At 59.7% G+C, this 16544-nt stretch carries 8 protein-coding genes; 3 read left to right on the top strand and 5 right to left on the bottom strand.

Annotation, left to right across the window (positions count from 1 at the left end):
* Positions 1-4: 4 nt before the first annotated feature.
* The 4 genes from CAK95_RS26835 to CAK95_RS26820 all read right to left on the bottom strand — a co-directional run bounded on the left by CAK95_RS26835 (position 5) and on the right by CAK95_RS26820 (position 4876).
* The gene (locus CAK95_RS26835) at positions 5-1105 is read right to left on the bottom strand and encodes a polysaccharide biosynthesis/export family protein (protein WP_245303536.1); all 1101 of its coding nucleotides are present in this window, start codon (positions 1103-1105) and stop codon (positions 5-7) included.
* A gap of 438 nt (positions 1106-1543) precedes the next feature.
* Positions 1544-1726 (bottom strand): hypothetical protein, encoded by a 183-nt coding sequence (locus CAK95_RS26830; RefSeq protein ID WP_086090736.1) that lies wholly within the window; start codon positions 1724-1726, stop codon positions 1544-1546.
* A 320-nt stretch (positions 1727-2046) separates the two neighbouring features.
* Entirely contained in the window at positions 2047-4074 is a 2028-nt protein-coding gene (locus tag CAK95_RS26825; protein ID WP_086090735.1) for a glycosyltransferase family 2 protein, read from the bottom strand.
* Positions 4075-4111: 37 nt separating this feature from the next.
* The gene (locus CAK95_RS26820; RefSeq protein WP_157699757.1) at positions 4112-4876 is read right to left on the bottom strand and encodes a class I SAM-dependent methyltransferase; all 765 of its coding nucleotides are present in this window, start codon (positions 4874-4876) and stop codon (positions 4112-4114) included.
* Positions 4877-5162: 286 nt separating this feature from the next.
* Between CAK95_RS26820 and CAK95_RS26815 the strand changes: the two genes are divergently transcribed.
* From CAK95_RS26815 to CAK95_RS26805, 3 genes are all read left to right on the top strand, one after another.
* Positions 5163-6272 carry a glycosyltransferase family 4 protein gene (locus CAK95_RS26815; protein ID WP_210190727.1) on the top strand — a complete coding sequence of 370 codons (1110 nt, stop codon included), beginning with the start codon at positions 5163-5165 and terminating at the stop codon, positions 6270-6272.
* A 93-nt stretch (positions 6273-6365) separates the two neighbouring features.
* A complete protein-coding gene (locus CAK95_RS26810; RefSeq protein ID WP_086090732.1) occupies positions 6366-13898 on the top strand; it encodes a type I polyketide synthase in 7533 nt (2510 codons plus the stop codon).
* The gene (locus CAK95_RS26805) at positions 13895-15256 is read left to right on the top strand and encodes an aminotransferase class I/II-fold pyridoxal phosphate-dependent enzyme (protein WP_086090731.1); all 1362 of its coding nucleotides are present in this window, start codon (positions 13895-13897) and stop codon (positions 15254-15256) included. The genes CAK95_RS26810 and CAK95_RS26805 overlap by 4 nt, the downstream gene beginning before the upstream one ends.
* On the opposite strand, the gene CAK95_RS26800 is transcribed toward CAK95_RS26805, so the two are convergent.
* Positions 15253-16509 (bottom strand): capsule biosynthesis protein, encoded by a 1257-nt coding sequence (locus tag CAK95_RS26800; protein ID WP_086090730.1) that lies wholly within the window; start codon positions 16507-16509, stop codon positions 15253-15255. The two genes, CAK95_RS26805 and CAK95_RS26800, sit on opposite strands and share 4 nt — an antisense overlap.
* Positions 16510-16544 lie beyond the last annotated feature (35 nt).

The following is a 16544-nucleotide window of genomic DNA, read 5'->3' as shown; positions in this document are numbered from 1 at the left end:
CCACCTAGCGCGCAACATTGTAGATTGCGGCGCCAGACACAACGGGAGATGCAAGTGTTCCAATCACGTTAAAGAATTTCTGAACCTCGGTGAGCGGTGCGTTCGCAACATAAAGAATGTCTTTGTCGCGCATCTGGAACGCGCGAGCAAGGAAGTAGGAATTCGCATCACGTAGGTTCAGCCGATAAACGACCGGTACCATAGGTGTATCGATCTGTCCTTGTCGTTCCGGCAACATCTCGGCCACGAGCTGCGCGGGCTCAAAGCGCAGCAGGAACACACCTGTCGCGTCGGCGCGAAAATCCAGCAATCCGCCGACGCGGGCAATGGCTTGTTCCAAGGTCATGCCAGCAGCGTCGAAGGGCACGAGTTCGTTGCGGCCGGTGCCGCCGAACGCGGTGAAGCGCTGCGGATCTCGCACGACGGTCAGGACATCGCCCGGCCGGACATACACATTCTCGCGGTTGTCGGCGAGAATGGTGTTGAAGGGTACGTTGGCTGTCTTCTCGCCGCGTGTCAGGCGCACAAAGGACTCATGCGCCGGCGCCTTGATACCGCCGGCGGCAGCAATCACATCGAGAACACGATCGCCCTTGCCGCTGACGGGCAGCAATGCGCCGTTGGTGACTTCGCCGGTGACGGTGACAGTGTTGTTGCGGTTGCGGGTGATGGTCACCACGGCCTGTGGCTCGATCGCCTTGCCTTTCAGCTCTTCGACGATGCGCGCTTCCACCTCGGCTGGCCGCAGGTTTGCCACCTTGATGCGGCCGGCATAGGGGACCTGAATTGTTCCGTTCTGCGAAACTTCCTGCTCAGGCAGGGTTGCCGTTCGCGAGCCTGGAGTCATCCGGTCGATACTGGCGGTCGAAAACAGACCGCCGGATGCCGCTTCCCAAATCGTAACGGTGATGGAATCGCCGACGCCGATCTTGACATCCGGCGGATTTTTTCCCGCTTTGAACATCCCGGCGAGCGACGTGGTCTGGCGGCGAGCAACGATTCCGGCGATGCGGTGGTCGATGTCGACAAGGACATAGCCGGTGATGGCATTTGGCTGGCTATCGTTGGAAACGATTTCCTGCGCTGTCGGACCTGCCGAAGGCACGGCTGAACATGCAGACAACCCTATGGCTGCGCTGACAAACACAGCGTATCGAAACCAAAAAGGTGTCTTCATTTCGGTTTTAATGCCCCCACGGCGAAAACCTTAGCCGACGCTAGCAGACGGCAAAAAGTATTGCGGAGATACTTATTCTTTTTCTGTTGCGAACGTGTCCAATCAGCAACAGAGACCCGGCCGGGCATTTGGCCAAAACGGCAGAGAGACTAGAAAAAATTCATTATGAACAAATACTTGTGGACGATTACCGATTGGGTAACCACAACGCGGAAAATTGGGCTGGCATCGCCCAACAGGCCGCCACTGTGTTTCCCCAGGAGGATTCAGGCTCGAATTTTATTACCGATTCTGTTTGTAGATTTCGCCGGCGGCCTTGCTGGCGTTTTTCCCAAATACGATCTGTAATTTGGGGCGGCTTTTGCCCTAATGGTGATTGACGCGAGACGGGGTGCCGAGAGGGCCTATCTGGTTGTTCTCCAGATCAGGGACGAGCGGCGCGTCAATCTCGTGTTCGGCGGTGGCTCCGAACATCTGAATATAGACCGAAAGCGGCATATAGCCGGCCTCGACAAGGGCCTTGGCAGTGGTGCGGTCCAGATCGGCCATCGCTTCCCTCTCCAACTGCGCCCCCGCTGTTGCAAACATCACAGCGGATCATCGTGTTCCGATAAGGCGTAGGTTGGACGAGAGAAATCACGTTTCCGATACGAAAAATGGCGAAATGCAGGCGGGGGGATTTTGGTTTTATAAACCGAACCTGGCTTGGAAACCCGCCTTATTCTCGCAGGATCAAGCGGATTCCCAAACGAAATCAGACGCTAATCATAGGCATACTTTTCGAATCCGAAGTTCCGCTCCCGAGCGCGCCGCAGGATGAAGCGGACCCCGGTTCGGGGCACGCGTCGACTTCCGCTGTGCACTTTATGTCATGCCAGGGACGGCTGAAGCGCGAACATCGAAAGAGCCGGGTGATAGAACGGGTCGTCACGAATGACATGCAGCCATCGCCGTACGAAATAGCTGCGCTCCACTTCGTAGGCGGTGGAGGGGGCTACGCCCCGCGTCTCGGATTCGTGATGAACAAGGATCGCGTTTGAAACGCAAATATTCGACCAGCCTTGCTCCATGGCACGAAGGCACAGATCGATATCGTTGAATTCAACGGGAAGATTGATTTCATCGAACCCGCCGAGCTTTTCAAATTTCGCGCGCTCGATGGCGCAACACGCGGCCGTGACGGCGGAGACTTCGCGATCGGCAGTCAAGTGACCCAGATATTCGGCGTGGTTGGCAGGAGCGCCGCTGTAAAGATGGCCGGCCACCGTCCCAAGCCCCAAGGTGACGCCGGCATGCTGAATGCGGCCGCCTGGATAGAGAAGCGTGGCGCCGGCGACGCCGACATCCGGCCTCACCGCGACCTTCGCCAGCCGCTTGAGCCAATTCCGGTCACGCATTTCGATGTCGTTATTCAGGAAGACGAGAAGCTGAGATTTGCTCAGCCGCGCACCCTCGTTGCACAAGGCGGAGAAATTAAATGGGCCGGGCCGCTGTAGCACGAGGACGCGGTTGTCGGATTTCAATGAGGCAAGAAGCGCCAGGGCGTCTTTTTCGGTGGTGCCGTTGTCGACAATGACGACATTGAAATCCGGGTAGTCCGTTTGGTGTTGAATGCCGTGCAAGCATGTGCGCAGAAGGTCGGCGCGGTCTTTCGTGACGACGACGATTGTGGCGTCGGGCAACGCGGTTGTCTCAGGTGGTGTCAACGTTGCGGTCATGCGCTGCTGTCGTGGAAAGGCTTGGTCCTGCCGTCGATACAGAACCCGTTGGACGTGGGCGATCTCAGGGGGTGACAAGCATGCCAGGACATTGCGTAATGTATCGCATTCCCGCGTCGTTATGATGCGAGGGTCCGACACGCCTGACGCGACCAAAGCATCCTTGCGGATACATGTCAGGCGGCCGATGTAATTTGATGCTTCCTGAAAAACAGGACTCCAGTCCGGCTTCAATAATGGCGAATGAAGGTGGCCCCGTTCACCGATCGCATCTTCGTCGGAGTAGAGGAGACGCGCCTCCGGCCGGCGGAAAATCTCTTCGGCGATCGATCCCAGCGCAAAATTCTCAAGCGTGTCGCCGGGAGAAAGAGTGGCAAACCAGTCGCCATCAAAATCGGCGTGAGAGAAAAGGGGAAGATCGATCTCACGCAATCTTCCGTCATGGGCGGCATTGTCCCGATAGATGCGGAGTGTTTGATCTAAGGCGCCATTCTCTATGCAGGCGGTCAGTGACCAGCGGTGATAAAATTGTTGCAGGAGCGAATCGATCGTTGCCTGCAATAACTTTGGCCGCGTCGTTGGGCCGATCGGCATAACAATCGAGAAGGTCGGACCATTCGTCCAGTCACTCCGCGGGCGGTCAAGACCATACAATTCGGGCGCGCGCCGAAACCGGCGTGCCCACTGGGCATAATTCGCCAACGGCATTGCCCGATTGGCGATCTTGTAAAGATCGACTTCAAATTGCCACGCGTCCGACCGCCTGCTCGTCGCGAGGCGTTTGGATCGCGAAACAGCCGCTGCGACATTGCGGCTTGCCAGCGAATATTTCGAAACCGCCTGCGCCTTTTCAATACGGAAGGCGAACGGGCCGAGACGGTCCGTTGTGCAGATTGAAACCGACGTCGCATTGTCAGGAACGCGGCCAATCCATTCTGCCGTCCCAAGAACGGGGCCGTTCATGATGTAAGTGATGTTACGGCCCGCTTGAGTTTGAAACATGAGCAATGGCCGAACGGGACGATCGAAGAAGCTGGAGGCGTAGCGAATCGAAAACCAGTTGCGCCCGCAAACGTCGAAGAAATTTGGAATGCTGAGCCAGGCAGGCAACGAATCGGCGAAAAATTCGCCTGCCGAAATTGAAACGCCCTGTTCAGGCTCAAGGACAAGACCGGCCATTGCGCGGCGTCAAACTGTGTTTCGTGACATCGGCATATCAGGGTTTATCGCGATGTCCGACGACTGTGTAGAGTGTCTTTGGCTTGTGCTGGTAAAGCTGGCGATGCCAGGTCACCTCCGAATGGGGAAAGCCGAGGATTGCCAGGTACTTCTGGATCAAGCGCGGAGGCAGGTTCCACCAGGTATCCCAGGGAGAACACCGTGCGGGGTTGGGGATAAACTTGGGATTGGCCAAAAACTGCCCGAGCCGTCCGAACGGACAGACGTCGGCGACGATCATGGTCGATTTCGTCAATCCGGCCGCGCTCGAGAGCGCCAGGAAGGGATCGCGCAAATGCAGCAGGATGCTGCCGTAAATCGATACATCGACCGGACCGATCGTCTTTGGAATGTCATAGACACTGCCGTATGACGCTCTTGCGTGCGAGCCGAGCAGACGATGGCAGAGCCAGTAGGCATTATTGATGCGACGCATATGGCCACGCCGCGTTGTGTCGATTTTGGTCAGGTCTGCGTTCGCATAGGGAACCACGTCCCACGAATGATGCTCGGACAGATCATAGGAAACGACGCTGGCTCCCTTTTTTTCGGCGAAAAATGTCAGAAGCCCTGACGCGGCTCCGACGTCGAGGACGCGCCGGCCCTGAAAATCGTATCCGCCAAGATAATTGCCGATGTTCGCGCGGAGATCCCATTCTCCTTCAACGATGCCATGTCCAGGGATATCCATCGTATGATAGAAGTAACAGTCCTCGATGTTTGTTACGAGGCGCTCTTCGGCAAAGGGGCTGGTTGTCATCATCGATGTCTGGCGGCGTTTATTTCGTTCCGGTTTCTGGTAGCAAAAACGGGCTGCTCCGAACATACGGCGTTTTTCGCTGGATGAAGCGACGGTGAGTTCGGGGCATACGATCGATGTATCGCGGCTGCTGTCGCGTCTTCACCGGAGGACGCCGACGGGTATTGATCGCGTCGAATTCGCATATGCGCGGCATTATCTCGGAGGAGATTCCAGAGAGAATATCCGCGCCCTGGTTACAACGCCGGTCAATACCGGCTTGCTCTCGCGACGGACTGTCCAAGAGCTGATGCAAGTGGCGGAGGCCAGATGGCTGTCTGCCGATACCGTGCCGTCCGGTCCGACCTGGCATAATCTTTGCGAGGTTTTGCGCTCGCCGATCGGCGCGGAAGGGCCGCGTCCGGCGATCAGTGAGAGCGCTAGTGATGACGGGAACGCTGCTGTTGCACGCGGCATGATTCGCCGGGCTTACGTCGAAGCCACGCTTAACGGTATTTCCGGCCGCTTGCCACATCCGGCGGAGCGCGGCTGGTATCTGCACGTCTCCCACATCAATGTGCACAATCCGGCGCGGCTGCGGTGGATGAAGGCCCGCCGAAACTTGCGCAGCATGTTTCTCATCCATGACCTGATCCCGATAAGCCATCCTGAATATTTTCTTCCGGGCGAGGATCAGCGTCACCGGATGCGCATGGAAACGGTCGCCCGGCAGGCGGATGTCGTCATATTCAATTCACGCGCGACGCAGATAGCGTGGGACGATTTTGTCACCGGCAATCAGCTGCCGCGCCCGTTCAGTGCCGTCGTGCCGCTGGGGACGGAAGACGTATTTCTCCGAGCGGGCTCGAAATTTCACAGTGACATTCCGTATTTTGTGGTCGTCGGTACACTGGAGTCGCGCAAGAACTTGTCATTTCTCCTGCATGTCTGGAAGGCATGGATACAAGCATCCTCTATTCCACGCGCGCGGCTTGTGATTATCGGACGCCGCGGCCGCCACAGTGAGAATACCACCGACCTGATTGATCGAAGTCCTACACTGGCATCGACGGTCGTCGAACTGGGGGAATTGGCCGACGTGGGATTGGCGACTTTGCTGCGGGGCGCCCGGGCTTTGCTGGCGCCATCGCTGATTGAAGGATTTGGGCTCCCCATCGCCGAATCATTGGCGCTCGGAGTACCGGTCGTGACGTCCGATATTCCTGCGCACCGGGAAGTTGGAAAGCAATACGCCGAGTATCTCGATCCGCTCGATGGGCGGGCCTGGCTCAAGGCGATAGACGATTATGCTGCGCTCTCATCCGAAAGACGGGGTGCTATGCAAGACGCGACTCTTGGTTATCGCGCCGTGACATGGGAGGAGCATCTTCGGACGGTACAGGATATTTTGGAGAATTGATCTTGATCGCTGGAGCGGCGGCGGGATACATCCTAAAGTTGCGAATATGGCCAGGAGCATTCGTCGGCTAGTGGGGCAGCCGGGTGGGGCGAATTGAATAGGACATCAAAATCTCGAAACGGCCGGCGTCCGGTCGCCGTGATCGGTTATGCGCTCAAGTTTCCCGGTGCAGGCAGCCGGGATGCCTTCTGGCAACTTCTGATGGACCGCCGCTGCGCGATCACGCGTGTGACGCCGGATCGCTTCCCGACAGATGCCTTCTTCCATCCGAAAGCGGGCCCGGATGTTCCGGGGCGCAGTTATACATTCGCTGCCGGACTGATCGACAACGTGTGGGATTTCGATCCCGCCGTTTTCGGCATTAGTCCGCGCGAGGCCGCGCAGATTGATCCACAACAGCGACACCTGCTCGAGGTCACCTACGAAGCGCTTGAACATGCCGGGCTGCGCCCCTCGGATCTGGCTGGGTCCCAAACCGGCGTTTATGTCGGCGCATCGTCATCCGATCACGCCACGCGCTACATGTTCGACCCGAGCGCGGTCGACGTGCATATGATGACAGGCAACACGCTCAGCCTGATCTCCAACCGCTTGTCCTATTGCTTTGATTTGCATGGCCCGAGTTTCACCGTGGACACGGCCTGTTCGTCATCGCTTGTCGCCATGCATCTCGCGCTCGAGGCCATCAGCCAGGGCAAGATCGATACGGCGATCGTCGGCGGCGTCAATATGTTGCTGGCGCCGTTTTCGTTTCTGGGTTTTTCCCGCGCATCGATGCTGTCGCCGGCCGGATTGTGCAAAGCATTCGACGCATCGGGCGATGGCTATGTCCGCGGCGAAGGCGCCGTGGCGCTCGTCCTTCGCGCCGAGGATGTCGCGCGTCGCAACGGTGACCGCATTCACTCTTTGGCGGTTGGTTCTGGCACCAACCAGGACGGTCGCACGACTGGCTTGTCGCTGCCGTCATCGGAAGCGCAGGCCGCTTTGCTCACTGAGGTTTACGATGCCTGCGGCGTTTCGCCGGACGATCTGGCCTTCATCGAGGCGCATGGCACCGGCACGCGCGTTGGCGATCCCGCCGAGGCGCACGCGCTTGGAACAAGTCTGGGGCAAAAGCGGTCAGCGCCGCTGCCGATCGGTTCGGTCAAAACCAATATCGGCCATCTTGAGCCGGCATCGGGGCTTGCAGGTGTCGTGAAAGCCATCATGGCGCTCGAACATGAGACGCTGCCGGCCTCGCTGCATTTCAACGAGCCCAATCCGGATATCAAATTTGATGAGCTGAATGTTCGCGTCGCCGACGAGGCCATGCCGCTTCCAAAGGGGAAGGGGCCTCGCCATGCGGGTGTCAATTCATTCGGATTCGGCGGCTCCAATGCGCATGTCGTGTTGCGTGAAGCGAAAGGAAAGACCGCGCCGAAGTCCGCGAACGCGGCAGCGCCGCTGATCCTCTCGGCGCATAACGGCGCATCTCTCACCGCGCTGGCCGAGCGTTACGCAGAGGTCATGGCCGAAAGCAACGAGTCTGCCGCAGCCTCGATTGCCAACGCTGCTGCCCATACGCGCGATCTGTTGCCGGAGCGCATGATCGTTGCCAGTCCGGATCTGGTCGATGGCCTCGCAGCCCAACGTGATGGACAATCGACCAATATGTCGTGGCGCGGCACCGCGCTCGGCAGCGATCTCGACGTGGCTTTCGTCTTCTCGGGCAATGGATCGCAATGGGCGGGAATGGGGAAGGCCGCTTATGCCGCCAATCCCGGCTTTCGCGCAGCGCTCGCGAGGTTTGACGAATGTTTCAAAGCTCTGGCCGGATGGTCGGTCATCGACGATCTGCATTCACCAGAATTATCCACCAACGTTCGCCGCGCGTCTTACGCGCAGCCATTGCTCTTTGCGATCCAGGTGGCAACCGTCGAGGCTTTGGCCGAACGAGGGCTTCACCCCGGTTTGGCCATTGGGCATAGCGTCGGCGAGATCGGCGCGGCCTGGTGCGCCGGCGCACTCGATCTCGACAACGCCATCCGCGTCGTGCTCGCCCGCAGTCGGCGTCAGGAGGTCACACGCCATCTCGGCAGCATGGCGGCGGTTCTCGTTTCGGCCAATGAGATGCAATCGCTGCTCGAGCGCGGCGCATTTGAAGGATTGGAAATCGCTGCCATCAACAGCGAGCGCAGCATCACGGTGGCAGGGCCGACGGCCGTCATCGACACCTTCATCGGCTATGCAGAACAGGAACGCTGGCGCGTCAAACGCCTCGATCTCGATTATCCGTTCCACTGTGCGCTGGTTGACCCCATTGAAGATCAGTTGCTGGCCGATCTGGCCGATCTCAAGCCATCGCGGTCACGCATTCCGTTCGTGTCCACTGTCACCGGCCTGGAGCTGACCGGTGAAACGCTGGATGCCAAATATTGGTGGCGGAATGTTCGTGCACCGGTGAACTTTGTCGGCGGCATGAAAACGGTCTGCGGACGCGGCGTCCGTGTGCTGGTGGAAATCGGTCCGCATCAGGTGCTTGGCAGCTACCTGCACGATGCGCTGCGAACCCATGGTCTTCAAGGCGCGGTCATCAATACACTCGGCCGCGATGTCGCCGAGGGAACAGATGAAATCCTGGCGACGGCGGCGCGTGTTCTGATCGCTGGCGGCCGCATCGACCTCGACCGCTTTGCCGGCCCGGTGCAACGTCCGGCGGTGGCTCTGCCTCATTATGCTTGGCAGCGGCGCCGGTTCGCCATCGAGAATACGGGCGAGGTCCTGCGGACTTTTTCTCCGCCATCGCATCCGCTCATCGGTAACAAGCTGCGCGATGGTTCGAACGAGTGGCTGTCGTCGATTGATGCGGATCTGTTTCCTTGGCTCGGCGATCATCGCGTCGAGGAAGCCGCTGTATTTCCGGCGGCTGGCTTCATCGAGATGGCGCTCGCCGTGGCGCGCGAGACGTTCGGTAATGGAGCGATCGAGGTTCGCGATCTTGAAATCCTGCAGCCGCTTGTCTTCGATGGCGTCGGGTCGTTCGAAATCTCCGCGAAACTCTCGTCCGATACGCAGACGCTGGAAATGTATTCGCGGTTGCGCCCCGGTTCGCAGGAGCCTGCGTTCAATGCCAAGGCCAAGATTGCGCAGTCTCCCGTAACTCATGCCGCGTGTGATCCCTGGCAAGGCATCGTCAGCGACAGCTTCGATGCGGAACGCCTGTATGACGTGACGCGGCGTCGTGGTTTCGCTTATGGCCCGGCTTTCCGGCGCATTGCTTCGATCGATATCGGTCAAGACAGGACGGCGCGCGCCACATTCACAAACGCAGAGCCGTTGTCGGATCGGTTCGTTCTGGACCCGACCACGCTCGATGCCGCCTTCCACGTGCTGATTGCGCTGGCCGAGAGCGACCCTCTGGTGCCGCCTGATGCTTTGTTGCTGCCGATCCGGGCGGGATCGTTTCGCGTCTATCGGCCTGGATCTGTGGCGACGCAGGTTGTGGTCAAGGTCACTTCGGCGACGGCACGTTCGCAGGTTGCCGATTTCATTTTGCTGGATCAGGCCGGAACGGTCGTGGCCGAACTGCTCCAGGCACGATGCCGCATTGTCGCGCGCAACCTGCGTGAAACGCCCGACGATCTTGTTTATGGAACGAGCTTCGTTCGGAACCACTATTTCTCCGGTGCATCGGCGTTGCCCGCGGCATGTGAAAACGGTCTGGCGAGCGCATTATTCGATGCATCTCGGGCCGCTCCGGACACCACCGAAGCCGGCGATGTTGCGCTTGTACTCGATGCCGGTGCGCGAGGTGCCGCATTCGCCGCGATCAAGACTCTGATGGGCAATGACAGTCCGGTGACGTTGACTGCTTTGGCATCAAGTGGACGGCTTGCAACGTCGGCCTGGCCATTGGCGGCCCAACTTTTGTTGACATTGTCCGACGCCGGCCTCGCGCGTGAAACCGATGCGGGATGGCTGCTTTCAGATGATCCGAATTTGCCCCCGATTGCAGAATTGGTCGATGTTCTGACGGCGCGATATCCGTCATGGATCGCCGAAGCGACCTGTCTGGCCCGCTTGCCTGATTTGTTGCCTCCGCTCCTTCGCGATGGACTGGAGACCGGCGCGGGCTTTGGCTCAGCGCTGCTCGATCATCTGGATCGTGGTTCGCCCGCGGCGAGGCGGCTTGTCGATGTTGTCGGCAATGCTGCGCTGAATATTCTTGAAAATTGGCCTTTCGGGCAGCCGCTGCGCGTTCTGGTCGTTGGCGCATCGACCTTGCCGCTGGCCGTGAAGATTGCATCATCCGTCAACGCGCGGCACGGAACCCTTGTGCTGACCGATCTGCGGAAAGATCGTCTCGACGACATGCGTCTGTCGCCATTCGATAACCGAATGTTGCGCATGGTCGCGTGGGATGAGGCGATCGATCAGGCGGGCTACGATCTCATTCTCTGTGCAGGTTCGCTGCATCACGTTGCCGCGGCGTCGGGCAGACTCGATCTGCTGGCGGGGGCGCTGCGCGCTGACGGCGCCCTTCTGGCGGCAGAGCCTTCATCGTCTTTGTTCGCCGATCTTGTTTATGGGCAGTCGCCGTTGTGGTGGTCGCGTTCGGTCAGTCCCGATTTTCCGATGAGCGCACTGTTGTCCGACCGCGACTGGGCGCAGTCGCTGGATGATGCAGGCTTGACTGAAGCCACGGTTCAGGCGGATGGCCAAATCCTCCTGATCAATGCCAAGGGCATGAGCAGACCGCGCGTCATCGCAAAAGACACGGCACTGCGCTCGGTCATTGTCGTTTCGGATCAGTCTGGCAGACCTCTGGCCCAATTGCTGGAAACCGGGCTTGCGGACGACGTACGCGTTGTGCCGCTGCAAGCGAGCGAGATGCGGGCGTCCCGCCGGACCCAGATCGTCGACCTTGAAGGCATCCATAAGGCCCTGAAAGGCGATCCGCATTCTGCGGTCACCGACGTTATATTCGTGGCGCATACCGAGACGGCACTCAAAGGCCCGAGCAGTACATTGACCCGCCTGACGATGGATCTGATCTCTCTCGCGAAGGCGATGGGTGACAAGGAGGGTCTGCGGCTCTGGATCGTGTGCACTGGTGCCGTGGGCGGCATCGTGGACGATCGTCCGGCGTACCCGGTGCAGACAGGTCTCTGGGCCGCGGCGCGTGTCGTCCAGAACGAATATCCGGGGCTCGACATCCGCTGTCTCGATATCGATCCGGTCATGACATTGGACGTAGCGGCCGGAAGGATTGCCGAAGCGGTTGCGCATCCCTCCGAGGACAAGGAACTGAGGCTCGCTGCCGACGGCATGTCCGCGTTGCGCGTCGTTCGCGGAGGCGTTCTGGCTAACCCGGACCGCGATGAACCCGACGACACGCTACGACTGGAATTTGCCCAGTCCGGGCTGTTCGACAGCTTCGCCTGGCGCGGCGCTGTGTTACCGGCGCTTGGTGCCGACCAGATCAGGATCAAGGTCGCGGCCACGGGCCTGAACTTCCGCGACGTCATGTGGAGTCTTGGTCTGCTTCCGGATGAGGCGCTCGAGAATGGTTTCACTGGCCCATCGATCGGAATGGAATGTGCGGGCGTTGTGGCGGCGGTCGGCTCGAATGTCACAGACCTCCAGGTTGGGGACCGCGTCGTTACTTTTGCCGCGAATGCTTTTTCAAGCGATGTGGTCGTCGAGGCGCGCTTCGCAGCCCCCATTCCAGATGATGTTGCGACCGAAGCGGCGGCCACACTTCCCGTTGCGTTTCTCACCGCCCATTATGCGTTGACGCATCTTGCGCGACTGCAGGCTGGCGAAACGGTTCTCATTCACGGCGGCGCGGGTGGCGTCGGACTTGCCGCCATACAAATTGCTAAGATTTGCGGTGCAAAGATCATTGCTACCGCAGGTTCGCCGGACCGGCGGGCGCTGTTGCGCGACCTCGGTGTCGACCATGTTTTCGACTCGCGCAGCCTGTCATTTGTCGAAGATGTGTCGCGGGCGACGCAGGGCGTCGACGTCGTTCTGAATTCGCTGGCCGGCGAGGCGATGGCGCGGTCGATCGACTGCCTGAAGCCGTTTGGCCGGTTCCTCGAACTTGGCAAGCGCGACTATTATCAGAACACCCATATCGCCTTACGGCCGTTCCGCAACAATCTCTCGTATTTCGGCATCGACGCCGATCAACTGCTCAGCAAGAACGATGCGCTGATCCGGACGCTGTTCGGCGAGCTGATGGCGATGTTCGCCACCGGCGAATTGGTGCCGTTGCCGTACCGCATATTCGATGCCGGCGAGACGTCAACGGCCTTTCGTTTGATGCAGCGCTCCGGCCATATGGGCAAGATCCTGATCCGCCCGCCGCGGGAAATGCCCGTCAGGCGCGTTCAGGTCGATCTCAAGATTGATCCGGAAGGCGGCTACCTGATCGTTGGCGGACTGGGTGGATTCGGCTTGGCGACAGCGCGGTGGCTCGCAGCGAAGGGCGCGCGCCATATCCATCTGGTCAGCCGGTCGGGTCAGCCTGCTGAAGACGCGGCTGCTATGATTGATGCTATCCGCTCGGATGGCATTGAGGTCCATGTTGCCGCCGTTGACGTGACCGATAAAGCAGCGCTCGATCACTATCTGCAGACTTTCGATTCCGCCAAAGCGCCGCTCAAAGGCGTCTTTCATGTTGCGATGGTGCTGGACGACGCCTTCGCAAAGGATCTGAGCCGCCAACGGATCGCCCAAGTGCTGGCGCCGAAGGTCGCAGGTGCCGTCAATCTCGATGAACTAACGCGGCGGTTTGATCTCGATCACTTCGTTCTGTTTTCGTCAGTCTCGGCCATGATCGGCAATGTCGGTCAGACTAACTATGTTGCCGCCAACGCTTTTCTTGAAGGATTGGCGAGATGCCGGCGCGTCGAAGGCCTGCCCGCTTTGGCGGTCGGCTTTGGCGCCATCAGCGATGTCGGGTATCTCGCCCGCAATGCATCCGTGAACCAGACGTTATCGCAACGGCTCGGACGCTCCGCGTTGTCCGCCGATGAGGCGCTCCATGGTCTTGAAGCCTTGCTGCGCTGTGATCCGCACGACGTGAGACAGGCAGCCGTGCAATTTGCACGCGTCGACTGGTCGATGGCGCGCAAGGAACTTCGGACCGTCAAAACACCGCTCTTCAAGGAATTGCAGCTTGATGACGCGGCGGGCGATGGCGGGTCCATTGCGGCGGCGGAGCTGCTGAATCAGTTGCGTGAATTGCCGGACGAGGAGGTACAAAAGCGTCTCGGGGATCTCATGGCCGAGAGCATTACGCGGACGTTGCGGTTGCCGGCAGGGGACATTGACCGGAACAGGGCGCTTTCTGAATTCGGCATGGACTCGCTGATGATGCTCGAATTGCGCATGGCAGTTGAAGAAAAGATGGGGATCGAAATTCCGCTCATGTCGTTGACGTCAAGTTTGACGGTGACCGATATCAGCAAGCGGCTGACCACGATGTTGCGCAATCACGATAAGGCCGTGATGACCGGGCAGATGTCCGTTCTGGCCCAGGAGCATATTGAAGTGCCGATCGATATTTCCGAGGCTGATGTGGCCGTCACGGCCGCCGCGGTGGCACGTCGCGCCAAAGCGGTGGATCGGATTCTATGAACAACAGCCCGCTATCGAAGCGCGCCGCCGCCGACAAGCTGCTGGAGAAGCTGCGGTCTTCGGGCACGCCGGATCGATCCGAGGCGGCGCGCCGCAATCGCCCGCAGCCGGTCGTGCGGCGTGCGGCCGATTTTTCCGCGCTGCCGGAATACCAGGCCTTGAAGTTACAGCGCGCGACCGCGGACATGCTGAAGATCGATGTGCCGTTCTTTCGTCAGCACGAAGGGCGCGCCGCCGATACGACGACGGTTGAGGGCCACAAGGCATTGAATTTCTCGACCTACGATTATCTAGGGCTCAATGGCGACCCTCGCATTGTGGCAGCCGCCAAACAGGCGATAGACCGTTATGGAACGTCTGTTGGCGCCAGCCGCCCGACGGCAGGTGAGCGGCCCATCTATCATGATCTCGAAGCGGCAATGGCCAAGTTCTGCGGTACGGAGGCGGCGCTCTCCTTCGTAAGCGGTCACGCCACGAATGTTTCGGTCATCGGCTGCCTGCTCAATGCGAAGGATGTCATTTTTGCCGATGCGCTGGCCCACAACAGTCTGATCGAAGGCGCGAAGCTTTCGGGCGCGACATGTCTGGTGTTTCCGCACAATGACTGCGATGCATTGGAAGCGCTGGTCCGGGAACATCGCTCACGCTTTCGCCGTGCGATGATTGTCGTCGAAGGACTGTACAGCATGGATGGCGACGTGCCCGATATGGGTCGTCTGCTCGCCATCAAGCGCCGCTATGACGCTTGGCTGCTCGTCGATGAAGCGCATTCGGACGGCGTGCTCGGCGAACGTGGCCGCGGTATCGCGGAAGAGCAGGGTATCGATCCGGGCGAGGTTGAAATCTGGATGGGAACGCTCAGCAAGGCGTTTGCATCCACAGGCGGGTACATCGCCGGTAGCCAGGCACTGATCGACTATCTGAAGACCCATTGTCCGGGATTTGTGTATAGCGTCGGTCTGCCACCTGTCATGGCGGCCTCGGCGCTTGCGGCCTTGCAAGTGATCGAACAGGAGCCCGAGCGTGTCGCCGCGCTGCGTGCGAATGGCTCGTTGTTTCTGCAACGCGCCCGGGCGGCCGGTCTGGATGTCGGCCAGAGTATTGGCGCTTCAGTGATCCCGGTTGTGGTCGGCGACACTCTGACCACGGTGGTTCTCGCCAACCGGCTGCTGGATCAGGGCCTGTATGTCATACCGATTATCTTTCCCGCGGTCGGTGAGAAGCAGGCGCGGCTCCGCTTTTTCATGACCGCCCGGCACACGGCTGAGCAGATCAAAAAGGCGGTGGATCTGACCGCACAGGAATTGTCGCGGTTACGCAAGGAGCCGCCCGTGGTCAGCGGGCTCGCCGGAATCTAGAGCCGCGGCGGCAGCGACGGCAGGCCTTTCTCCAGACGATCCACGGTTGCGGGCACTGCAGTGTCGAGCGCATCCTGCGTGTAATAGCCGCCGCGGATATGCAAGGCTCCCGCCAGCAACCGGATGTAGTCGGCGACCAGATCCCGGTCGGGCCGCTGCGCATTCGCCCAGAAGTCGTCAAGCGATCCTTGAAAGGTCAGGCCGGGAACATCGAAGATCGCGTTGCCGGTGACCTTGAGCGGGCAACCAACTTGCAACGCGGCAAGCCCGGACGTGCTGTTTACCGTCACGCAGCCAGCCGCCTTCGCCAGCAACGCGTCGAGATCGCCGCCATCGATATAGAATACGCGTTCGCCGACGCCGCGTTCGGTTGCCAATGCGCCGATCAACCGGCGCCACGGTGTGATGCCGGGATCCAGCGGGTGCACTTTCACGATCAACCGCGCGCCTTTGGCCGCGTGACGGCTGAACGACGTGATGATCTCGCGTGCCGCCGACGGCATATCCGGATAGGGCGAGTGCGCGCGGATCTGATAGTCGGTCGACAATTGCAAGGGCAGCACAAAGACTGGAGCACTGGAGCCTCTGAGTTTTTCGAGCACGCGGTGTGTTGCACGCTTTTCCAGCGGAGCGCGGCACAATTTTCTGACCCAGGAGGCATATTCGATCAGGGGATGATCGATGGCGTGGCGTTTATAGCCGGGATAAAGCGGCCAGAAGAATAACGCGCCGAGATTGTAGATCATGTCCAGCATGGTGAAACGCCAGAACGGCGTCCGGAACCGGACGGTGAAATCGGGCTTATCGTAGCCGGCTGCCAACGCCCGGATCGTTTGAGGATCACGCGGCATCCGGGAGAAGGTGGACATGCCGTCGCGTTCCAGCACCAGCCAGTCCGGTCGCAGATAGCCAAGTTCGGCGCAAATGATCTCGGCACCGCGGGCTTTGGCCTCCTCGATCGCAATCCTGTGGTGTGGCCGCTGGTCGCCCAGCAGGAAGAGATGCGTGATCGGAGCGGCATCGAGCTGTTGCGCGATGTAGGTCCGCCAGCCGTCGATTCCGCCACGGTAGTTTTTCGCCGGCAGGCGCCAGAACAGCCAGTCACCGAAATGTAGATTGATGCGCGATACGCGGTGGCCTCGCGCGATCAGCAGCCGGCCAACCTGCTCCATATAGAACGACGACGGACCCTGCAGGAATAGCACATGCAGGGGACCGTCGGTGGTTTTACAGGTGGCATATTCGGCTGGCATGGTTGGCGTGAAAAGCCTAGTTCATTGTTTTGACG

It is taken from the genome of Pseudorhodoplanes sinuspersici (assembly GCF_002119765.1).
Taxonomy (GTDB): domain Bacteria; phylum Pseudomonadota; class Alphaproteobacteria; order Rhizobiales; family Xanthobacteraceae; genus Pseudorhodoplanes; species Pseudorhodoplanes sinuspersici.
This window is presented reverse-complemented; position numbering and strand designations above follow the sequence as displayed.

What these genes read in the sequence shown, in the direction of transcription:
- CAK95_RS26830 (WP_086090736.1), bottom strand. Translation starts at nt 1,726, where the DNA reads ATGGCCGATCTGGACCGCACCACTGCCAAGGCCCTTGTCGAGGCCGGC.
- CAK95_RS26825 (WP_086090735.1), bottom strand. Translation starts at nt 4,074, where the DNA reads ATGGCCGGTCTTGTCCTTGAGCCTGAACAGGGCGTTTCAATTTCGGCA.
- CAK95_RS26820 (WP_157699757.1), bottom strand. Translation starts at nt 4,876, where the DNA reads ATGATGACAACCAGCCCCTTTGCCGAAGAGCGCCTCGTAACAAACATC.
- CAK95_RS26815 (WP_210190727.1), top strand. Translation starts at nt 5,163, where the DNA reads ATGCAAGTGGCGGAGGCCAGATGGCTGTCTGCCGATACCGTGCCGTCC.
- CAK95_RS26805 (WP_086090731.1), top strand. Translation starts at nt 13,895, where the DNA reads ATGAACAACAGCCCGCTATCGAAGCGCGCCGCCGCCGACAAGCTGCTG.
- CAK95_RS26800 (WP_086090730.1), bottom strand. Translation starts at nt 16,509, where the DNA reads ATGCCAGCCGAATATGCCACCTGTAAAACCACCGACGGTCCCCTGCAT.